Origin of the sequence: Rhodopirellula sp. MGV, from assembly GCF_002251265.1 — a bacterium.
GTDB lineage: Bacteria > Planctomycetota > Planctomycetia > Pirellulales > Pirellulaceae > Stieleria > Stieleria baltica_A.
This window is the reverse complement of sequence record NZ_NPDI01000073.1, coordinates 74,589-97,287: the sequence shown is the minus strand read 5'-3', so window position 1 is coordinate 97,287 and position 22,699 is coordinate 74,589. Positions and strand designations below refer to the sequence as shown.

At 55.3% G+C, this 22,699-nt stretch carries 10 protein-coding genes; 6 read left to right on the top strand and 4 right to left on the bottom strand.

The window, feature by feature from the left end:
• Positions 1-21: 21 nt before the first annotated feature.
• Entirely contained in the window at positions 22-621 is a 600-nt protein-coding gene (locus CGZ80_RS25460; protein ID WP_094418570.1) for a hypothetical protein, read from the bottom strand.
• A 349-nt stretch (positions 622-970) separates the two neighbouring features.
• Here CGZ80_RS25460 and CGZ80_RS25455 point away from each other — a divergent pair, with 349 nt between their 5' ends.
• The 4 genes from CGZ80_RS25455 (at position 971) to CGZ80_RS25440 (ending at position 10,200) form a co-directional block, all read left to right on the top strand.
• On the top strand, positions 971-3,856 hold the full coding sequence (locus CGZ80_RS25455) for an ATP-dependent DNA helicase RecQ (RefSeq protein WP_233148668.1): 2,886 nt from the start codon (positions 971-973) through the stop codon (positions 3,854-3,856).
• A gap of 331 nt (positions 3,857-4,187) precedes the next feature.
• A complete protein-coding gene (gene ftsH / locus CGZ80_RS25450) occupies positions 4,188-6,212 on the top strand; it encodes an ATP-dependent zinc metalloprotease FtsH (RefSeq protein ID WP_094418497.1) in 2,025 nt (674 codons plus the stop codon).
• Complete coding sequence (locus CGZ80_RS25445; protein ID WP_094418496.1) at positions 6,209-6,598, top strand: (2Fe-2S) ferredoxin domain-containing protein; 390 nt, start codon at positions 6,209-6,211, stop codon at positions 6,596-6,598. Before ftsH ends, CGZ80_RS25445 begins: the two co-directional genes overlap by 4 nt.
• A 641-nt stretch (positions 6,599-7,239) precedes the next feature.
• Complete coding sequence (locus CGZ80_RS25440; protein ID WP_143544153.1) at positions 7,240-10,200, top strand: serine/threonine-protein kinase; 2,961 nt, start codon at positions 7,240-7,242, stop codon at positions 10,198-10,200.
• Between the two features lie 47 nt (positions 10,201-10,247).
• Here CGZ80_RS25440 and CGZ80_RS25435 read toward each other — a convergent pair whose 3' ends face one another.
• Complete coding sequence (locus CGZ80_RS25435; RefSeq protein ID WP_143544152.1) at positions 10,248-11,156, bottom strand: hypothetical protein; 909 nt, start codon at positions 11,154-11,156, stop codon at positions 10,248-10,250.
• 345 nt (positions 11,157-11,501) lie between these two features.
• Positions 11,502-17,633: a hypothetical protein gene (locus CGZ80_RS29070; RefSeq protein WP_261340975.1), complete on the bottom strand. Its 6,132-nt coding sequence runs from the start codon at positions 17,631-17,633 to the stop codon at positions 11,502-11,504.
• Positions 17,634-17,945: 312 nt separating this feature from the next.
• On the opposite strand from CGZ80_RS29070, the gene CGZ80_RS25420 reads away from it, so the two are divergent.
• Positions 17,946-18,575: an ECF-type sigma factor gene (locus tag CGZ80_RS25420; protein ID WP_094418569.1), complete on the top strand. Its 630-nt coding sequence runs from the start codon at positions 17,946-17,948 to the stop codon at positions 18,573-18,575.
• A 377-nt stretch (positions 18,576-18,952) separates the two neighbouring features.
• Complete coding sequence (locus CGZ80_RS25415) at positions 18,953-21,340, top strand: sulfatase-like hydrolase/transferase (protein WP_198953788.1); 2,388 nt, start codon at positions 18,953-18,955, stop codon at positions 21,338-21,340.
• 23 nt (positions 21,341-21,363) lie between these two features.
• Here CGZ80_RS25415 and CGZ80_RS25410 read toward each other — a convergent pair whose 3' ends face one another.
• Entirely contained in the window at positions 21,364-22,617 is a 1,254-nt protein-coding gene (locus CGZ80_RS25410; protein WP_094418490.1) for a PQQ-binding-like beta-propeller repeat protein, read from the bottom strand.
• Between the last annotated feature and the right edge of the window lie 82 nt (positions 22,618-22,699).

Below are 22,699 nucleotides of genomic sequence, written 5' to 3'. Positions count from 1 at the left end.
GTTCAATGGTTGGCGGTGTGGTTACCGTTCGATGATCGAGACGTCATCAAACGCGTCGAGGTCGTCAAACGAGCCGAGACCGACACGGCCTTGTGTGAAGGTTTTATCGACGACTGTCAAATGTGGTTCGTCCATGTCGTCGAAATAGACGCTGATTTCGCCGCTGTTGACGTCGCGAATCAGTTTGACTTGGTGCCATTGGTCGTCCCATGGCGTGCGTTTTTCGTTTTTGGTCAGCGGGGCTCGCGGGGCCTCGTTTACGATCATGATTTGGCCGCTGGCGGGGTCCGGCTTGGCACCCAAGTGGACATAGTAGAAATGCTGGTCGTCTTTGTAGTTGAAAAAGACGCAACAATCACGGTGGTTTCCTGTGTCTTTGGTGCTCTTGACCCGAAACGTCAGCTCAAAGCTCTTCAGCGACAGGTCCTTGATCAAGGCCACGTGGTGGGGGCTACGTACCGGCGGTTGGTAGTCGCTCTCCCGGGCGGTGATTTCGATCGCGTGCGACCCGTGCTTTGCATTGTGGTCCCAGGTCTTGGGATCCAGAAATTCCCATTTGTCGGTTCCGGATTCAAAGTCGTCCGTGAAAACAGGTGTCTGAGCCGAGGCACCGGATGCCATGACGCCGGCCAAGAGCAACAGGCCAAAAGTCTTTCTGCGGACCGTGGAGCAAATGGTCGATGGTTGGAACAAAACGGTCATGGCAATACAAAAAGGGGAGAACGCTGGAGGGAAGGCACCGGGATGCGGTATTCGCGCGACCTGCCCACCTGGTGGGACAATTCGCAACCTGTGAAGTATAAACGAGCTGCGCCGCCGAAACCATGCGGCAGCGCCAGCCGCAATGCTTGATGGCGTGTTCGCTGATGCCCAATGCCCGGCAGATCACCGGCAAAGACGGTGACTTTGTTTTTTCGCCCGTTTCGTATACTTTCGCAGCACTCAATCGACATTCGGGATGGATCGGTCAATGAATTCGCTCGCGACGGACAACACCAAGCTGCTCGAACGGTTCGGGCTGCGCAGTTTCCGAAAAGGGCAAGCCGAGGTGATCCAGGCGGTCGCGGACGGGCACGACGTCATGTGCGTGATGCCTACCGGCGGCGGAAAAAGTCTGTGTTATCAGCTGCCGTCGCTGGCTCGCGATGGCGTGACGATTGTGGTTTCGCCGCTGATCGCGTTGATGAAGGACCAAGTCGACACGCTACGTCAGCACGGGATCGCCGCCGAACTGATCAATTCCACATTGGACCTGCGTCAACAACAAGACGTCATGGATTCGATGCGACGCGGCGAATTGAAACTGGTTTACATCGCCCCCGAGCGATTGCGAAACAGCCAGTTTGTCGAAACGCTCGGACACTGCAACGTCACCTTGCTGGCGATCGACGAAGCACACTGCGTCAGTGAATGGGGGCACGACTTTCGGCCCGACTATGCCCGTTTGGGCCAGATGCGGAAACGCTATCTGAAAAACGTTCAAACGATCGCGCTGACCGCAACCGCGACCGAAGCGGTTCGCGAAGACATCTGCGCGATCTTGGAACTGAACGAGCCACAGGTGTTCGTCAAAGGGTTCGCGCGAACGAATCTGTTTCTCGAAGTCACGCAAAGCAAAGGCGAAGCCGAAAAGGATCAGCAGCTCACCGACTTTATCCGGACTCAATCCGGAACGGGGATCGTGTACGCGGCCACACGCCGCGCATGTGAAACCGTCGGGCAATGGTTGCCTGAAAAAATCCGTCGGCCCGTCGGCGTGTATCACGGCGGCATGGATCCCGAACAGCGGCGGATCGTCCAAGAGAAATTCATGGCTGGCGATTTGGCCGCGATCGTGGCGACCAACGCGTTCGGGATGGGCATCGACAAAGCCGACATCCGCTACGTCGTCCACTACAACATGCCGGGCACGCTGGAGGCGTATTACCAGGAGGCTGGCCGCGCCGGACGTGACGGCCTGGAAAGCTCCTGCAAACTGCTGTTCTCCTACAACGACCGCTACACCCAAGAGTACTTCATCGAGAACCGTTACCCGTCCAAGGAAACGGTGCAAAAGGTTTACGAGTACTTGTTGGCCCGTCCCGAAGATCCGATCGAACTGACACTCGATCAAGTCCGCGATGCCGTTGGTGCCGATAGTGCCGAAGCCATCGGGATGTCCGAATCGTTGTTGTCAAAAGCAGGCGTGCTTCGGCGACTCGACAGCAGCCAGAACCAATTGATGGTGCGCATCGATAGCGATACGCCGACGCTGGTCGACTACTTGCCGCGTGAAGCGAAATTGCGTCGCCGCGTGATGAAAGCGATCGAACACTTCGTCAAAAAACGCCGCTACGAAGACGTGTTCATTCGCCCCGATCGATTGCTTCGGCAAGCCGATGTCAGTCGCGAACAGTTGATGCGAACGCTGCGCGAGCTGGGTCGGCTGAACGGGTTTGACTATGTCCCGCCGTTTCGTGGCCGTGCCGTTCACTTTGTCCAACGCGACGTGCCGTTTGAGCTCGTCAACATCGACTTCGATGAACTCGCCCGTCGAAAGGCTGCCGAGTACGGCAAGTTGGACGCGGTGATCGGTTTCGCGCGCAGCGGCGGTTGTCGACAACGTGTGATCCTGGATTACTTCGGTGATCCCGACAGCAAGAACTGTGGCAAGTGCGATCGATGCTGCGTGGGAGGTGTCGGTACCGCTCCCGTTCAAGTCAGCGATGCGCAAACGAAAGCGATCCTTTGCGGCGTCCGTGTGGTGCTCAGCGGTTGCACACGGATGCATGGCCGGTTTGGAAAAACGATGGTCGCGCAGATGTTGTGTGGCTCGCAGAACAAAAAGATGTCCCAGTGGAAACTCAATCGGCTCAGCACCTACGGCATGTTGTCGGCGATGAAACAAAGCCAACTGTGCCGTGTCATCGATGCCTTGATCGATCACGGGATGGCCGTCCAACGCGAAGTCGATCAACGGCGACCGACTGTCGAAATCAGTGACCTTGGCCGCGAAGTCATGCATTTGCGTGCCCCGCTGCCGCCCGCCTTCGTTGCGTCATTAAATAAAAGCTTGGCCAAATCGCTGATCTCGGCAGCCGCGCATATCGAATCAGCCGATGTTGGCGATCAAGACGAACAAGAACTTGATTCCGACAGCAGCATTGACGCGGCGGACGCGACATCATCTGATTCCGAGTCAACCGGAATCAAAGTGACCTTGGATGATTTGACCAGCCCCGAACAAAAGCTGACTCAAGCGGTCAGCGAATCGCTGAAACGATGGCGGCGTCGAACTTCTGCCGCGCTTGGTATCCCTGCGTTTCGTGTTTTGAGCAACGCGACGTTGCAGCGGCTCGCCGAAATTCGTCCTGCAACGAGCAGCGAGCTCGAAGAAATCGCCGGGATCGGTCCATCGACGATGGAGCAACACGGGTACGACATCTTGGAAGTGATCCGGTCGAGCGAGAGTTTGCACTTGGAAGAACTCGGTGACGGTGCATCTGATCCGCCGTCCGACTTGGAAATCGCCCCAGCAAAAATTAGTGTTCCCACCGAGTCCAACGTTCCGGCCCCGTCCCATGGATACAGTGACCAGGACGACACAGACGAGACTGGTGCGGAGGAAGAGGATTGGGATGACGAGCCCGATGATGTTGAATTGCCAAGTGTAGGTCAGATGGGCAATTCGCTAGGCGGCAGCGCTGAGCAGCCCCAATCGCATCGGAACGCCTATTGGACTTGGCGGCTGTTTAGTGAAGGCTTCACATTTGACGAGGTGTGCGAAATCCGACATCTGGGGAGGTCCGAGGTCGAGGCTCACCTGGACGATGCCGAATCGGCAGGCCGTAGCGTCCCACCGGCTTGGCGAAGCTAAGTCAATTTGGTGGCGTCGAGGCGGATTCGGTTTTTCCGAGGAATTGATACAATCCTCACTAAGGTGGCCCAATCACGACGGAATGTGCCCCCAGGGACCGCCAACCACGGCGGAACCCCAACCCATGTTTTGACACGCCGATAAACTGGAACCAGGCGGCAAACTGTTTTCGGAGATGAAAACGGCACTGGACAGAAAACGGCACTGGGTTTGCTTCGTTCGACCAAGCTCTGGCAACCTGCCACGAACACCTCCAGGTTGCTCACCCAAACAATCACTACTCTCAATCTGCGTTCGCCAGCGAACGCGTCGCACTTAAAACAAAACACTTATGGAAAATCGTCGCGAAGAACCGGAAGCAAAAAGCGATCCACCACGTCGAAACAGCGGCCTGCTGATCGCGTTGGTGATCTTGGCGGCTTTCGCGATCCTGTTTTGGAGAACCGAGGACAACGGGTCCCGCATCAAGTACAGCTTCTTCAAGAACGAATTGCTTGAAGACAACAACGTCGAATCGGTCCGCATCGGTGCAGGCCGGGTGTATGGGACGTTCAAAGTCGAACCGGAAGCGCCGCCGGTCATCAAAGACGGCCGTCCCGTCGTCGAAAAGGATGAAGACGGCAACCCGGTCAAGCTGCAGAAAAAGTTCTATTTCAACTTGTCGCTAGATTCCGAATCGTCGGCTCGCTTGGAAGACGACTTGGACCGAGCGAAAGTGCCGTTCGAATACCTCGACCGCGATAACTCGCGCGAGATGTTCCAACTGTTGATCTTTGTCGGGCTGCCGATCCTGCTGTTGCTGTTCGTGTTCATGATGATCCGGCGGACCCGCAACGACATCATGGGCGGCGGATTCCTGTCGGGCTTTGGAAAAAGTCCTGCGAAGCGTTTCGAAGCCAACGAAAAAACGGTGACGTTCAAAGACGTCGCCGGATTGGAAGGCGTCAAAGCGGACTTGCAAGAGATCGTTGACTACCTGAAGACGCCGGACAAGTTTCAAAAGCTCGGCGGTCGCGTGCCGAAAGGCGTGTTGCTGAACGGACCTCCCGGAACCGGTAAAACCCTGTTGGCTCGCGCCGTTGCCGGCGAAGCCGAGGTGCCGTTCTTTTCGGTCAACGGTAGCGAATTCATTCAGATGTTCGTCGGTGTCGGTGCCAGTCGTGTGCGTGACTTGTTCCAGACAGCCAAACAGAACAGCCCCGCGATTATCTTCATCGACGAAATCGATGCGGTTGGTCGTCAACGTGGCGCCGGTCTTGGCGGCGGACATGACGAACGCGAACAAACGCTGAACCAAATCCTCGGCGAGATGGATGGTTTTACGCCAAGCCAAGCGGTCATCGTGATCGCCGCAACCAACCGCCCGGACGTTTTGGATCCAGCATTACTCCGTCCCGGACGTTTCGATCGTCACATCACCGTCAATCGCCCGACGATGAAAGGCCGCGAGGAGATCTTCAAGGTCCACGTACGCGACGTGCCTTTGGCTGACGACGTAAAACTCGACCGTTTGGCAGCCGGTACTATCGGTCTGACCGGTGCGGACATCCAGAACATGGTCAACGAAGCTGCGTTGTGGGCCGCCCGCAATGACAAGAAAGAAGTCGACATGAACGACTTCGATTACGCCCGCGACAAGATCTTGATGGGCGCTAAACGTGAAGAAGTACTGAAAGGCATTGAAAAGGAAAAGACGGCGTATCACGAAGCCGGCCACACGTTGACCGCTTGGCACCTCGACGGTGCACACACGGTTCACAAGGTAACGATCGTCCCACGCGGACGTGCACTTGGCGTGACGCAGTACGTGCCCAACGAAGATCGCTTAAACGTCAGCAAGAAGGAACTTGAGCATCAATTGATCGTGCTGCTCGGCGGACGCGCCGCTGAAAAGATCGTCTATGACGAGCCGACGGTCGGTGCGGAAAACGACATCGAACGCGCGACCGGCATTGCCCGACGTATGGTCACGACTTGGGGGATGAGTCCAAAGCTCGGACCGGTTTGCTACAAGACCAGCGACGAGGATCCGTTCTTGGGCCGCGAGATGCACCAGCAGCGTCAGTTTAGCGAACACACGCAGGAACTGATCGACGAAGAGGTCTCGCGAATCTTGCTCGAAGCCGATCAACGTGCCGAGCAACTGCTACGTGAACATCGCGCTGACCTGGATAAACTGACGAAAGAATTGGTCGAACAGGAAGAGCTCGACGAAGAGCAGATCACGAACGTGATCGGCGAGTCGATTCAGCGGAAGATGAAAGCCAAAGGCGAGGAAGTCGAAGGCGTCGTCTCTTCCCCCGAAGTCAATGACGCTGGGATTTCCAACCCAGTGATCAATCGCGACGACGAATGAAAGACGTCAAGAATGGAAAGCCCGAAGTCGCGTCGGCGGCGAAGAAAGCCGTCAAGTTAGGCTTCGGGCGATCGAGTCATGTGCTGGTGATCTGCATGGATCGAAAGACCGGCAAGTGTTGCAAAGGCGAAGCGATGGCTGAAGCTTGGAAACACTTGAAGACGCGCTGTCGCGAATTGCGCAAGGCCGGCCATGCCCCGGTGATCCGTATCAAATCAGCTTGTCTCGACATCTGCAAAGCAGGCCCGATTATTGGCGTGCTGCCGGACGATGTCTGGTACGGCTTCTGTACCCCAGCGGTCATCGACCGCATTTTTGACGAGCATCTGGCCAAAGGCGACATCGTCAACGAGTACGTCATCGCGTCCAACCAGCAGACCAGTTAGTCCGCTTCGGTAGGTCATCAAGATTCGAACTCACTCTCGCACCAGCGAGAGTGAGGCAGCAATCAAGACAGATGTGAATCGCCAAATGGAAGGTCCAGCTGGAGTCTAAGCTCCAGCAGATTTTCGGTGCGATGGCGTGAACGACGAGTCGACGGGATGGCGGCCGCAACGCCGGCCCCTCCGAGGCGACTACGGTGTGTGGTCTCAGAAACTCGGGGCTGCCGCCCCGAGCTAACAAAGACGGCCCCTCCGGGGCGGGTTTAATATGCATCAATGCTCGTTCCACGGAGCTGCAGTTGTAAATGGTGTGTGCATACGTTGCGGTTGCGAAGGTCATCTCGGTCGCCAGACGCAGTGTGTACCGTTTGCTCGCCAGTAAAGCCTGGTTGATTCACGGTCTGCCGCCCCGAGCTAGCAACGACGGCCCCTCCGGGGCGAGTTTAATATGCATCAATGCTCGTTCCACGGAGCTGCGTTCGTACATGGTGTGTGAATGCGTTGCGTCTGTTTTGACTCTGGGGAGTCGGCGTCGGGCGCTTGCGGGGGCAACCCCGAGATTGCTTGTTCACCATTGCTCATTGAGTGGCTGGTAGGATCCCCGCAGCGGAGCTACACTCTTGGTCGATGGGAGTACCGAATCGTTGAGTACCGATCAGGAAAAGAATTCGTCGCTCGCGAAGCAGCGTCCACTTCAACGCATGGACGTGATTTGTGATCGCTATGAGCGACAATGGCTCGCCGGTAATCGCCCCGATCTCGGCGAGTTCCTCCAGCAACTCGACTCGCCAGTCCAGCCTGACTTGTTCACGGAGCTATTGCGGCTAGACATTCACTACTGGAATCAGAACAGCCTGCCCATTCGTCCGCACGATGTTGTTAAACGATTCCCAAACTTTGAAACCGAAATCCTAAACGCGTTCTCGCTCGAAAACGTGTCCGGTGACACAAGCGAGATACCGAGGGACCAATGTCTGACCCAGACTCGATCGGATCGAGAGCACACCGCACCGCCACGATCGACTCGTCTGCCGCTCGTCGAGTTTGACGGTTACGAACTCCTTGGCGAGATCGCGCGCGGAGGGATGGGGATTGTCTTTCGTGCCCGTCAAATCGAAGCCAACAGGATTGTCGCGCTCAAAATGATCCTGAGCGGGAACCTCGCCGGCGCAGGTGAAATCCAACGCTTTAAAAACGAAGCTAAAGCAGCAGCCCGTTTAGATCATCCCAACATCGTCCCGGTGTTTGATATCGGGGAACAAGACGGTCTGCACTTTTTTTCGATGGGGTTCGTCGACGGCCCCAGTCTCGAGAAATTGATCTCCAACGAGCGAATGGGCGATCAACGGTCCGCCGAGTTCGTGCGCACGCTCGCCCGGGCGGTTCAGTATGCTCATTCGAAAGGAATTATCCACCGAGATCTGAAACCCGCCAATATCCTGTTGGATGAACACGGCAATCCGCGAATCACCGACTTTGGTCTCTCCAAAGTCATGCACAGCCAGACCGAATTGACCGGCACCGGGCAGGTGCTCGGCACACCGGCTTACATGTCGCCCGAGCAAGCGTTTGGTCGTTCCAATGAAATCGCCGAGGCGACCGACATCTACTCGTTGGGGGCAATCCTTTATGAGATATTGACCGGCCGTGTCCCGTTTTATTCCGAAACGGTCATCGGCCTGTTGATGAAAGTTCAAAACGAAACGCCGCGACCTCCAGCATCGGTCAGTCGAGTTCGGATGAGCGCCGACTTAGACACAATCTGTATGAAATGCCTGGAGAAAAATCCAAGTGATCGATACTCGACCGCTCAGGATCTGGCCGACGACCTGGATCGCTACTTGCGTGGCGAGCCAATCCTGGCTCGTCAGATCTCACCTGGTAAACGCATCGCAAGATGGTGCGGCAAACGTCCATTGATCACCGGACTTGCGGCGTGTCTCATCATTTCTCTGCTGGTGTTCGGTTCCTCGACGCTCCACTTTGCAAAAACATCGCAGCAGCGATCATCGATGGTGGAATCCGAGAGACGTCAGAAAGTTGAAAATTTGCAGATCGCTTTGGTGGCGGTCGAACAAATGGTCGAGCAGGCCAAACTGTTGGCCGATGTGCCGCGCAAAGAAAAAAAACGTGTCGAGTTGCTCGACAAGGCTACGGACTTTTACAACCGGTTTCTGCAGCAGCGTCCCGAAGATCGATCGCTGCAGTTTGACGCTGCGATGGTGCATCAATCTATCGGCAACGTGTTTCGCATCCTGGATCAATTCGATCGGTCTCAACAGGCCCTTAAAGCATCGATTACGCAACTGATTGTGTTGATCTCGGCCGAACCAGACAACCGACAGTACTCGCTTGCTTTGGCCGAAAGCTATATCTCCATGGCGCTGCTGCTGAAACCTCGCGATCCGGAACCTGCATTCGGTGCGATCGAGCAAGCGAAGGCACTCTATTCTGAACTGATGAGAGATCAGGATTCCGACGACGACTCACGCCACCTACTTGCCCGAGTGCTCTACAACCGCGGTGTGATGCTCAGCGAACAAGGGCGACAGGAGTTGGCCGAACCCGACTATCAAGCAGCGATTGAGCTGCTTGGAACACTCGTGAAAGACGCCGGCGGTGGCACGTCAGACGATTCGCTCGCTCGAAGCTACCGCTTGGATTTGGGAAGAACCTTCAACAACTACGGCATTCTGCTGAAACAAGAGAAGCGGACCGAGGAGGCCAAAGAGCAAATCAGGCAGGCGATCGAGCTGCACTCGGACTTCGCTGATATCCGCGAGCATCGACAGGATGTGGCTATCTTTCGAAACAACCTCGCCAACACGCTGGTTACCGAAAAACAATTCACCGACGCCCTGGACGTGAACTTGCTTTCAATCGAGTCGCTGGACGAACTTGTTGCTCAGTTCCCTCGATATGCAAGCCTGAAAAGCGAACTTGCCAATGCGCTGAACACCCGAGGATCGATCAAGGGCAGCCAGAATGAACTCGGAGAAGCGTCGGAGTACTTCGGTCGCGCAGAATCCACCCTACAGAAACTCACACAAGACTTTCCAGAAAACGTTGAATACCGCAATCGCATGGCCACGGCTCGATACAATGTGGCGGTTGTCGCATACATGCAAAACGAGTTCGACAAGTGCGGCAAAATTCTCCGCGATGCGATCAAAGTTCACCAACAGTGTTTCGAAGCCAATCCTTACAACGAAGAATTTCGTGGCAATCTAAAAAAGGACTACTCCCTATTCATCAAGACGCTGCAAAAAAGTGGTGATCTATTTGAGATGGATCAAGCGATCGGTGAGTGTGTGAAAACGTTCTCCCAAGAGCGTGGCGTACGACTCGACGCCGCGCGATGGCGGGCAAAAGCATATGCCGACGCGACGCAATCGGAACACAAAGACATCCGAGAATCGTTCGGCCAAGACGCTGTCAAAGATCTTCGGGTGGCAATTCAATTGGGAGCAAGCATGGATGCGATTGTGGAGAATGGAAAGGTCGTCGAGCCGCTAGACGTGCTCTCCGGCCGAACCGACTTCCAGGACTTGCTCGATGAACTGAATTTGAACTCGATTCCGCCGCCGACGGACGGCGGTGAATGAAGCCATCTGGGAAGAGATGGGGCTCTGTGGCAAGGACCTTGTGTCGTTCAGAATCGTATCGCGTACTCGGCGCGAACGATGTCGTGATACCAAACATGCCCTGTCAATGAGCGTCCATAGCCGGCAAAAACGCTTCGCCGAGAATCTGACCAGCGTAGGCCAAGCTTGGTGTTGACCGTGGTGTCGCCATCAACCGAAATGATTTTGGCGGCGGTCGCCGTATCGGGAACCGTTGCCAGCCCGTCAAGGATTGTCCAACCGACAAACTCGCTCACGAGCGAAAGACGCTTTGATGATTCTGAGCAGGTCGCTTCTTGGCGGTAGAGGTCAATGCCAATGCCGGTCCCAAGCCGCAGGATCGGTCCCGCGAATGGTTCACCGCTGATCTCGGTGCCGTCGATCGGAATCCATAACCGAGCTTCGTTTTCCCAACTCACTAACGGACTCAGTTGCGTCGCATGCAAGAGGGCTGGCTCAAGACTCGCATGGTCCGTTCCCAAGAGTCGGCTAGCATCCCCGGTCGGCACGTAGGCGCGAAGCTGTCCCGTCACGACGTGTTCGGAGTTCATCCACAAGATACCTTTCGCGCCGAGTTCCAGATCGCTGAAACCTTGCTCGTTGTCATTACGTTCCGGATCAATGAAGCGGACGGGAACGTCTAAGAACAAGGACCAGAGTGGACTCGGAGCGAATTCGAGATAGGTTCTTAGGGATTGATAGTTGACGTTTGTTTCCGCCGGAGAAATCGGAACACCGGTCGCCGCCGTCGAAGCACGGTAGAAAAATTCCGCGCGGTCCGGTGTCGGATTGTCGTAGGCCGCATCAAAGCGAAACCGTACTTGGGTCATAGGAATTGCGCAATCGACGTAGCCCACGTTGGTGTCCGAAGTACTGAACGGTGGATCGTCGTCTTGCGCAAAACAGCTTCCGGCGGTTGCCAATGCAAGCAAAGCCATCGCCGAATATCGAATTAGCACAGAGAGAGTTGGCGGTGGCGTCATCGATTTAGGCTCAAATCCACGGTGGTTCGTAGGGAAGCGTCAGTACGTTGGTTATCGAGAACACAACCAGTACGACTTGAATCACAGTCACCCACTCGCAAGGTTTGCCAAACCGCAGAACTTTCCCCACCACCGCTCCCAAGACGCTCCACCGCCCAGAAGGCCTTGCAGTTGCGAAGTTGATCGCAACTAGGATTTTGATTGACTGCTCAGGAGCTGCGCCCACGAACCTCATTGAGAAAGAGAGTCAAAGCTGAACCGCATCTGCCTCTCTCAAGGGCGTTGGACACACGGTCGACCCTACCACCTTTCGTGAATTCGGTCTTCCTGCTCGAAATTGGATACTTCTTCTTGCCAGCGGACTTTGCTTTTAAGGAAACCGTACTTGTAGAAGATCTGCTTGGTTATGTCGTAACCGTCTCCACCGTCGAGATAGTCGCGTGTCCCATCGTATCCACCGCTAACCCAGTCGTCACCATTCTCGGCCCAAATGTGATCGGATCCTGAATCACCATACAGCGCATCGTTTCCATCGCCGCCGAAGATGAAATCATCTCCATCTGTCCCTCGAATGTAGTCGTCTCCACTTCCACCATAAAGAATGTCATTTCCACCAAGCCCCCAAATCCGATCGTTGCCTCCGTCGCCAAAGATCAGATCGGCATGTTCGCCACCGCGAATTTCGTCCTTTCCGCCTCCGCCATGAAGCTCATTTTCGCCGTTGCCGCCGTCGATGATGTCATTGCCGCCTTCCCCTCGGATCAGGTCTGCTCCGTCTCCGCCCTCAATGTGGTCTACCCCATTGCTTCCCGTGATAATGTCATTGCCATTTTCTCCATAGAGGAAATTGTTTTGAGAGGCCAACTCCGAATCCAACGCCAAAATTTGGTCGTCACCATCACCGCCCCATATTTCATGGTTTTGACCAGCGAATGAAATGGTGTCGTTTCCCCCGCCCGCAAAGACTTGCACATTGTTTCGATTGAGAACGTTTATCGTGTTGTCACCATCGTCGCCGTAAAGACCGACAAATTCGATGTTCGCCAAATTCGTGACGGCAGAGGGAGTGGTTTGCGAAGAATGAACGACTTGATCACCGTCCAGTTCAATCGACGTTCCATGGATCTCAACGCTGTCGAGGTCCAAGCCGCCATCAGCCGTTCCGCCGCCGTTTCCGACCAAAAGTTGATCATCGCCAGCCATTCCGAACAAATGTGTTTCGCCGGTGAATTCGCTTGCGTCGAGTTTGTTGTTTCGGGAGTCTCCTTCAAGCGTCAGAATTTCAAGTCCGGCCAAAACGTAGTCGGCTTGCCCTGTCAAAAAGCTGTCGCTTAGAACGAGATCAGGGGAAGCGTCCCCAGGCTTAAAGAAGGCATGATCACCATCGCCACCGCCACCAATCACGGTGACGTTCACCGGTGCTTTTCCAATATGAAACGAATCGTTTCCGTCACCACCATCGAGGTGTAAATCGATCAGTGAATTGTTTCCAAACTCGACGTGAATCTGGTCGTCACCGCCGAGCGATTCGACGCCGATCGATTCAATCTCGCTGACCTGCGGATGAACCAGTTCGATTGCGGTTTCCGCAGGCTGGGACAGATCTTGTCGTCTAACCACGATCCGTCCGCTTTCATTGAGCGACAATTCAATTCGTTCGCTGGCATCGCCGAATCGATAGGTGTAACGATCATCACCGAGTCCTCCGAACACGATGTCATCACCTGTCGTATGCAAAATCAGGTCGTTTCCCGCTCCTCCAATCAACGAATCCTCCAAGTCCGAACCGAGAAGCACATCATCGCCCTCGCCACCGTCCAGCGAGTCCAAGAGAACAGGCTCGGTGACTGAGTTCTGGTCGTTGGGGTCTTGCACACTCCAATTCGACCAACGATAGATCGAAAAGGTGAAACCACTCGCCCTGTTCGACTGTATTTGTTGCTCGAGGGATGAGATCCAATCGACAGAGGCATCTTTTGCGAACAGTTGATCGTTGCCATCATCGCCCCGCAGCATATCATCACCGGATCCACCATGCAGTTCGTCATCGCCGCCGCGACCGAACAACAAATCGTCGCCATCTCCGCCGTCAAGAATGTCTCCACTGTCGCTGCCAAGGAGCTGATCGTTGCCTTGACCGCCTTCCAGACGCAAGATGGAATCAAAGGTGCCTGTCGCATTGATATAGTCATTGCCACCAAGACCTAGAATCCGGATTTCGGAGAACGCCTGATCGTCGACGGGCGAGAACCAAAACTCTTGGGTACCAAGTTTAACGGAGACCGTCCGATCGAATTGAGAGATGTACAGTTGGTCGTTGCCATCGGTCGCCTTGATCTCCAGGATTCCGTTTTCCTGCGACGCCGTCAAAATGTGGTTTCCAAGTTCGTCCTGCAATCCGATTTCGCCCGAGTTGGAGCCACCCGTATCGGAAGCGCCACCACCTTCGATCGAATCATGCCCTTCGCCACCGATCAAAGCATCCGCAAAAATTGACCCAAACAATTGATCGTTTCCTGCACCACCATCCAGTGTGTTGATGACTCTAGAGTTGCCTAACTCAGTTTCAGGACTGATCAGCTGGTCAAGTGCGTCATCGATGCGACGCCGTTCCAAGTCGGTGACTCGCAATTTCAGCGTCTCAAGTGCGCCCTTTAGTTCGTCTTGCTGCGAATAGGTCATTCCTCCCATGGCAAATTCGAGCAACAGTGAATGCAATGCCTCGGTCTGGCTGGCAAGATTTTGTGCCGTTTGAATTTCAGCGATCAAGTCGTTGATCTGGCTGTCGGAAAGTTCGGACAAATACAAAGCCGGATCGATAACCGCAAACAGAATGTCATCTCCCGCATCACCCTGAACAAAATCGATTCCCACGCCACCAGCAAGCGAGTCATTGCCTTCACCGCCAAGCAACTTATCGTCGCCTCCGCCGCCGGCTAGCGTGTCATCTCCGCTACCTCCGTCGATTGCATCGGCACCATGACCGCCGAACAGCATGTCATTGCCTGCCTCACCGTAAATCGTACTTCCGGCAAGTCCGATTCCGGCATGAATCTCGTCATCGCCATCGCCTCCATGGATCACATCGTATCCGGCACCGCCGTCGATATAGTCCGCACCGCTGTCGCCATAAATCGCATCCTGGCCTTCACCGCCAAAGATCCTGTCTGCTGCGTCGCCACCATGGATTTCGTCGTTGCCGCCATTGCCGAACAACGTGTCCGCTCCCCCGCCGCCATACAACAAATCGTGGCCATCGGATCCGTTGATCGTATCGTTACCTTCTCCTCCATCGACGATGACGGTCTCGACGTTCAGCTCGCCGATCACACTCAGAAGATCGTCCCCACCCAATCCACTCACGCGGACTTTTTCAATATCGCGTTCCAGTGCGTTGGTAGGCAGACGGAATTGAAAGTTCGCCAGGTCACTGAAAACGTGAAAGGTTCCCGGTGTGTCGGCCAACGATTCCAATGTCAGTTCATCCGCCTCTTCCGTCCCATAGATTTCGACGATGTCTTCGTTCGCTCCACCATGCAACACATCGATCGAATCAGGGTCGTTGAGCAAGAAGCCAAATCGAATTATGTCATTACCCGCGCCACCGTCGATCGAATCGGCCCCCTCGGCGCCGCGAAGGATGTCGTCGCCATCGCCTCCCTTCAGCACATCGTCGCCAACACCTCCGTCCAGGTCGTCCGCCCCTGCGTCACCAAACAACGAGTCGTTGCCGGCACTTCCATAGACCGTATCGTTGCCCAGCCCAGCAATCAGAGTGTCATCACCGCCGAAGCCTTCGAGATAGTCGTCGCCATCACCGCCCTCCAACCGGTCATTCCCGGCGCCACCGATCAGTCGATCTTGACCGTCTCCGCCACGCAGAGTTGCAACTCCCGTGGTATCGATGAAGAACGTATCGTCGCCGCCGTCACCGTCCAACGTTACATCAGACGTAACACCATCGAGAACCGTGACTTGATCGTTTCCTTCTCCGCCAGCACCAACGATTCGCGATACCCCTTCAAAGATGCGGAGATAGGATTCCTCATCGGCTTCAAAGCCGACGAGCAGTGTTTCACCACCGCCGTCTGATCGGCCGAGAGACCTAATTGTAAAGGTCTCGTCGGCGACATCCGGTCGTGCATCCATTCGCAAGGACGCGGTGTCTCCCATGAATAACTGCAGTTCACCGTCAACTACCTGACCAAGTTGTGATTGATTGGCATCGCGCAATAGCGCCGCATCGTTCGATTCGAACAGCGTTCCATCGAGCAACTTGACCCGTGCCAATTCCCACGTCTTGTCAAAGACGGTAATGCCAAAGGTTTCCACGGTCACCGAAGCGGACAATCCCGCCTCTAGGCTACCGTTGACATTTGCGACGGCCAGCGGATTCTCGTTGACAATCGTCGCAAGCTCGGCGGCACGTATCCGTCCGTCATAGTTCCACTGATCCGGGGAGTCCAAAAAGCTGGGGGTCCACAGGGGCGAAAGCACGTCCTCCCAATCCTTAACGTCCACGTCGGGATCGGGAAGGTCATTGAGGTCTAGTTCGAGCGTGCCTTCGAGGAAAATGGCACCGCCGATGGTTGCCTTGACGACTTTGGCATCCAGCCCCGCCGAAATTCCTCCGGTGGCAGTCACCGTGAGTGAGACTTCCGGTGCGTCGTAGTCACTGTTTTCACGCTCGCCAACCACGCCGGCTAGGTCGTTTCGGTCATCCATGTAGAACCCGCTGATCAGCAGATTCTGATTGTCTCGCAGGCTCTGTTCCAAGGCCGCTTCGGATGAAAAGTCCGCAAGCTGAGACAGTTGGGCAATTCCCAACGCATCATAGCCGGCAGCTAATTCAAGCCCCAGTCCGACCGACAGTCCCGCATTGAGCTGTGCCAAATTCAACAAAGGCGCGATCGGGATTGAGATCCCCGCATCAAACCCGAGCTCCGCGTTGGCCTCAAAAGTCAGTAATTCTCCGGACGTGTCACCCATTAGGAAACCCGCCAGGATCTCAGGGTCCGTCAAGAATGGAAGATCAAACGCACCGCCAAAGTCCGTCCCCCATTCCATGCTCCGCTCGAATTCGGCCTTCCCCTCAGGGTTTGAAAGCGTGTTCGATAGATCAATCCCCAGCAAGCCGTCTTTCAAATCCCGGATGTTCTTGCGAGCTTCGTCGCCGAGATCACGGATGGCCTTCGGATCAAAGTCAACCTTTTCGAACTCGATGTCGAACAGCGACTGAATGTTTTCGCTGTTTAAACCAAATCCGTTGTAGTTCAAGATGGCATCTACCGCGTGAATTGCGATCGAAGCCGGATCATCAGGCTCGAGTTGTGCGAGGCTGAGCCCTGTTATGGGGCCTTTGCCCAGCATCTCATAGAGATCGCTAATCACTGGAATCGGCTCGATTAAAAAATCAATTGCCGGTTTGGCCGGCCTCAATTGATCTTGAAGCTTCCGAACAAATGGATCGATGAAGTCCGAGTAGATCTTTCCCAAATCAATCGCGACCTCATCCAAACCGACCGTCACGGCGTTGCCGGAATTGTCAATTTCACCGTCAGCGAAAACGAGTTGCGTGTCGTACTCAACACGCCCCTCCGCGGTGACTCCCAAATTGATCAGGTCTGTGTTCAGATTGATGTTTGGGAAAAAGGACGCGTCGATGTCCAAGTGGACTGCCCCGCTGCCGACCAAAGTTCCATCCACTGCGACCCCGCCCGTGGCGGATTGCCGTACATCGATCGTATAGGTTCCCGTGAAGCGTGATTCATGATCCGGCGACTCACTAAAGTCGGCAATGAAAACTCCGACGCGTCCCTTGCCAGAATTAAAATCCTCTCGCACGGTGGCCGTGTAATCGATGATCAACTCGTCCGCCGTTTCCGTATCGAAATAAAACGAACTGATACCATCGGAGTCTTCCACGACGCCAAAGGTCAATCGATACTGCATCGCCAAGTCCAAATCGACTTGCCCCTCGGTGCCCAGCAATAATTCGATTTCAGGATCCGCGCCGATCAAATCCAACGCAACGGCGGCTTCGCGACTGATCGATTCGGCAAGAGTGACCTCGAAACGAATTTCGCTATCGCCATCGTTCCCAGTGACCTGCACCGCATCCGGTGAAACACCGAGCACACCGGCCAGCTGGGATTTCACCTCCGCAATCGTCGCATTGGAATCAAAGTCCAAGGATGCAAACTCGTTTTCGAAATGGCTGAACCACTGGTTGGAAATCGAGGTTTGGGACTGCGATTGCCCGGCATTGATTTCTCCTGCCAACGCGCTGCCGACCAAGGGCGCGGGAGTTGATAGGATGTCGCGATTGATCGAGTCTTGCAGCTCTTGAAGAAACCCGGATTGCAATCCCTCGTCAACGATGCCGAGATCCGCCGCGAGCAGTTCTCGCTTGACCAATTTTTCCATCAGCATCCGACGCGGTCCCGTTTTCCGTGCGATTTGGGTGCGTGACTTTGGTTGTTTTCGAAACAGGCGGAATGCTGGGCTGATCATCTGTCGTGCACTTTTCGTTTCTTGAATGCGCTGAAAAATTGGCAATCGAATGCCCCGTCCCCCGTTGCTCGCAAACGAAATCACGCCACCGCCAAGATTTCAAATAAAAATTGATTGCATCGGCGATTCAATTCCGACGGAAAAGAGCATCCGTAGATGCGGCGGTTTGCCGGTACGATTGACGAGCCAACGTCAGTCAACCGTTGGATTCCATTTCACGACTGCGTTTCAATGACAGACAACCCTCCTGATCCGACAACGAGCTCACATTCCGTCACACTGATGATTGAGCGGTTAAAGGAAGGCCGATCGGACGCCGCGGCAGAGCTTTGGGAACGCTATTTTGATCGACTGGTCGCGTTGGCTCGAAATCGGCTGGGAAATGCCGAACGCCGAGTCGAGGACGAAGAAGACGTCGCTACCACGGTGTTTTTTGTGCTCTGTGATGGCGCAAAAAACGGTCGCTTCGAAAAACTGAAGAACCGCCACGACCTTTGGCTTCTGCTGGTCGCGATCACATCCAATAAAGCTGTCGATCAAGTCCGCCGTCAAACCAGCAAAAAACGCGGACTCGGGTTGGTGCGAGGCGATTCGGTCCTTTCCGCCAACAGTGGTTCACCCGGTGAATTTACAGAAATCATTTCTGACGCCCCGTCACCCGAACTGCTTGCACTGATGGACGAGCAGTTTCAATCGCTGTTGGATCTACTGCGGGACGATCTGCAACGTTGGATTGTCAAGTTACGACTGGCCGGTCATTCAAATCGTGAAATCTCGGACAAAGTCAACATCTCGCTCCGTTCCGTTGAGAGAAAACTCGAGGTCATCCGGGATACGTGGTCCAGCGTCTTGGACGATTGATCGCTGCAGCACGGTATTCGCTGGAGTCTAGGCTTTAGCCAATTTTCGGTGCGAGTACGTGGAGGCGGAGTCGACGGGACAACGGCAGCAACACCGGCCCCTCCGGGGCGATTACGTTGTGTGGTCATTGAAACTCGGGGCTTCCACCCCGAGCTAACAAAGACGGCCCCTCCGGGGCGAGTCAAGTACGCATCAATGCTCGTTCCACGGAGCTGCAGCTGTCCATGGTGTGTGAATGCGTTGCGGATGCTTGTCGATAACTGGCGGTGGCAATCCTGAGTTTGCTCTATCATGGTGCAAGACAAAGGGCGGGGATTGTTTCGTCTGGTGCGATGATTCGTCGAGTGACGGTGAGGTGTGCGATGAGAGGTCGATTGATGCGTGTGCGCATGGCCGTGGTATTGGCGTTGTGGTTTCTCGTCGGTGTAACTCAGGCCCAATCAGAACAGCCGCCGAACGTTCTGTTGATCTTGGCCGATGACCTCGGGTATTCGGATCTTGGCTGCTACGGCGGTGAAATTCAGACACCGAACTTGGATTCGATCGCTGAGCAAGGTCTGCGGTTCTCGCAGTTCTATAACACGGGACGTTGTTGGCCGACTCGCGGTTCGTTGATGACGGGCTACTACGCGCAGCAGATTCGGCGCGACTACTTGCCCGGTGTCCCTAGCGGCGGACGCGGATCGCGACCTGCTTGGGCGTGGCTGGTTCCGGAGTTGCTGCGTGATGCCGGCTATCGTTCGTACCACACCGGCAAATGGCATCTCGACGGTCAGCCACTCGAAAACGGCTTCGACGTCAGTTCGCAAAATCAAGTCGGCCGGTACTTCCAGCCACTGCCGGATCACGACGGCAAAGAAGGGCGGTCGCTGCAGTTTCGCGATGACTTTTACCTCACCAGCGCGATGGCAAACGATGTGGTCAGGAACCTGCGTGACCACCAAGCGAAGCATTCGTCTAAGCCGTTCTTCCAATACCTCGCATTCACCGCGCCGCATTTTCCACTGCATGCGCTACCCGAAGACATCGACGTCTATAGGGGAGTTTATGACGTGGGCTGGGATGTGATTCGAGAACGCAGGTTTGAGTCGATGCGAAAGCTAGGCATCCTTCCGGAAGCCGCTGTCGATTCACCAGCCTCGGTGGAGCGCGAGCTCGGTCCGCCGTATCACTTTCCTGAAGCATTCGAGATTCTTGGTGAAGGTGAAGTCAACAAACCGATACCATGGTCTCAGCTGACCGAGTCGCAGCGGCGTTTCCAAGCGACCAAGATGACGTTGCATGCGGCGATGATCCATCGAATGGACATCGAGATCGGACGCGTCTTCGATCAGGTCCGCGAGATGGGAGCTTGGGACAATACGTTGATCCTGTTTCTGTCGGACAACGGTGCGAGTGCTGAAATCATGGTGCGTGGTGATGGTCATGATCCGAACGCCTCGCCAGGATCCGGGCACAGCTACCTGTGTCTGGGACCGGGATGGTCGACCGTTTGCAACACGCCCTTCCGCCGCCATAAAACGTGGACGCACGAAGGCGGGATCGCTACCCCGTTTCTGCTTTCATGGCCTGACCAAGTCCAATCAGGCGGTCAGATTCGCCGCGGTGTTCATCATGTGATCGATGTGGTGCCGACATTGTTGTCGATCGCCGGAGTTCCTATGGATCCTCAAACGCCGCCACTGCCTGGCGAAAGCTTTGCAAATCAAATCAATCAGGCGTCAGTAACCGATGCACGAACGCTGTGGTGGTTTCATGATGCACACCGAGCGATCCGCGTCGGCGATTGGAAAGCAGTCGCTCCCAAAGACGAGCCTTGGGAGCTATATGATCTGTCGCAAGATCGCACCGAACAAGTTGACTTGGCAATTCCCAAAGCAGACAAGCTGACAGCTTTGATTCATGAATGGGAATCGATGACGCAGCAGATGACCAAGCTGGCGTCCGAAGATCTGAATGTGAAGCAGCTTGAAAAAGCACAAGGGCTCGCACATACCAGCGAGACGATGCTGCAAGCGCAAGAGGCGGCCCAGGTTCCCAGAACACAGCATTTGCTGGGCGGTGAATCGTTTCGTGTTGCCGACCGTCACGCGTTCTTGATCGAAGCGGACCAGCCTTTCGAACCCAAGCAGAAGCCTTGGGTGTTTTATGCACCGACGCTACGCCAATATCCGGATGCGAACGAAGAATGGATTTTCCGTCGGTTGCTTGATGCCAGTGTCTCCGTTGCAGGCATCGATGTTGGTGAAGGCTACGGCAGTCCGCACTGTCAGGCAATGTTTGACGCACTTTGTGACGAGATGGTGCGTCGCGGATTCAGTTCAAAGCCTGCGTTACTCGGACGCTCGCGCGGTGGTCTGGCAGTCAGCCGGTTTGCGATCGAGAGGCCCGAACGCGTTGGTGGGATCGCGGGGATCTACCCGGTGTTTGACTACACCAGTTATCCCGGCGTGCAGCGTGCCGCATCAGTTTATGGCGTGACAGCGGAGGAACTATTGTCCCAGCAAGACGCCTTCAACCCGATCAAGAAAGCGGGCGAGATCGCGGATGCCAAAATCCCGGTGTACTTGATCCACGGAACGGAGGACAAAGTGGTTCCGATCGAAGCGAATTCCGACGCGTTTGCACAGGCGTATCGAGAAGCCGGGAAGTCAGACTTGATGACCGTTAAACGGATCCGTGGGCAGGGGCACAATCTGTTTGAAGGATTCTTCCGCGATCAGGCATTGGTCGATTTTCTGATCTCGGCGGCTAGGGGTGAGTAGCCGCCGAGGAAACGGTTTCCGAGCTATTTGACGGTTACGCAAGCACCTTGCGTGGTGCTGCGAACGTAGATCTTGCCGTCGCTGAATGCTGGGGTGGACCAACACTTGCCTTCGAGAACGTCTTTGCGACCCAGTTCTTGGTAACCCTCTGGCGTCGCGTTGACGATCGCGACTTCACCTGCATCCGAAAGGACGACCAGTTTGTCGCCGACCAGGATGCAGTTGCCGGGGCCGAAGCCTGGTTCGGACCAGATGATTTCGCCGGTTTGCAAGTTCACGCAGTTCAGCGGAGCTCGGCCGTACTTTTTGAATTCGAAGATGCCGTACAAGTGCCCGTCGTGAACAATCGGCGTGCTCCAGTGATTCATCAGCTCGTTCGACTTGAACCAAACTTCTTTGACGCTGTGGTCAGATCCGATTTCGAACAGTCCAGCGCCAACGCCATATCCAGCTGAGCAATAGACTTGATTGCCGTTGACGATCGGAGATGCCGCGGTCGAAACAGAAAACGGAAAGACCGTTCGCCAAAGTTCTTTGCCGGTGGAGGCTTCGATGGAAACGAGGCCCGACTGGACAAAGTAGATGACTTGGGATTGGTTGTCGATTTGTGCGAGCGCTGGGGTGGCGTGAGTGATCGTTTCGTCGCCGGTCTTCCAATTCAACTCGCCAGAGGTTTTGTCGAACGCCAAGAAAGCTTGGCCAGCTCCGCCGCCACCGACATAGACGCGTTCTTCGTCGATAACAGGGCTGGATGCGTTTTTCCACTGGATGTTTTTGCCGCCGAATTCGGCAACGACGTCGTGCTTCCATTTCAGTTCGCCGCTTGCCGCATCGACGCAGTGAAGCACCAGGTGCGAGTCGTAGGCATAGACCAGGCCACCGCTGATCGCTGGTGTCGAGCGTGGGCCGTCGCCGCCCCGGTTGTCGCGTGTGCCCGCGTTACCACCGTCATGACCGTAATCGTTCGATCCCATGGTGTAGTTCCACAGGCTGTTGCCCGTTTCGGCATCCAGGGCAGCCAATGATTCTTTTCCGCCATCGACAACGATGGTGATTGCTTTTCCATCGGCAACGGCAAAGGAGCTGAATCCAAGTGCGGTGTCAGCGGTCCACTGCACATTGAGTTCGACTTGGGATTGCCCGGGGATCGTCTCGGCGAGTTTGCCGTCACCGTTGGGGCCACGGTACTGGGTCCAGTCGGCTGCTGGTGCGGTCAGTTGTCCGGCCAGGAGTGATCCGGAAAGCAGAGCGGCGAATGCGATTGGTCGTTGTTTCATCGTGTTGGGTAGGTCGAGTTGGTGGGCGTTTGGGGCAAGTCGATTGTGGTGGCAAAAAGAAAGCCTCGCATTTCTGCGAGGC

Bases quoted from the DNA above. Each gene is read 5' to 3' on its own strand.
- CGZ80_RS25415 (WP_198953788.1), top strand. From the start codon at position 18,953: ATGCGTGTGCGCATGGCCGTGGTATTGGCGTTGTGGTTTCTCGTCGGT.
- CGZ80_RS25435 (WP_143544152.1), bottom strand. From the start codon at position 11,156: ATGGCTTTGCTTGCATTGGCAACCGCCGGAAGCTGTTTTGCGCAAGAC.
- CGZ80_RS25460 (WP_094418570.1), bottom strand. From the start codon at position 621: ATGGCATCCGGTGCCTCGGCTCAGACACCTGTTTTCACGGACGACTTT.
- CGZ80_RS29070 (WP_261340975.1), bottom strand. From the start codon at position 17,633: ATGCTGATGGAAAAATTGGTCAAGCGAGAACTGCTCGCGGCGGATCTC.
- CGZ80_RS25420 (WP_094418569.1), top strand. From the start codon at position 17,946: ATGACAGACAACCCTCCTGATCCGACAACGAGCTCACATTCCGTCACA.
- ftsH (WP_094418497.1), top strand. From the start codon at position 4,188: ATGGAAAATCGTCGCGAAGAACCGGAAGCAAAAAGCGATCCACCACGT.
- CGZ80_RS25455 (WP_233148668.1), top strand. From the start codon at position 971: ATGAATTCGCTCGCGACGGACAACACCAAGCTGCTCGAACGGTTCGGG.
- CGZ80_RS25410 (WP_094418490.1), bottom strand. From the start codon at position 22,617: ATGAAACAACGACCAATCGCATTCGCCGCTCTGCTTTCCGGATCACTC.
- CGZ80_RS25445 (WP_094418496.1), top strand. From the start codon at position 6,209: ATGAAAGACGTCAAGAATGGAAAGCCCGAAGTCGCGTCGGCGGCGAAG.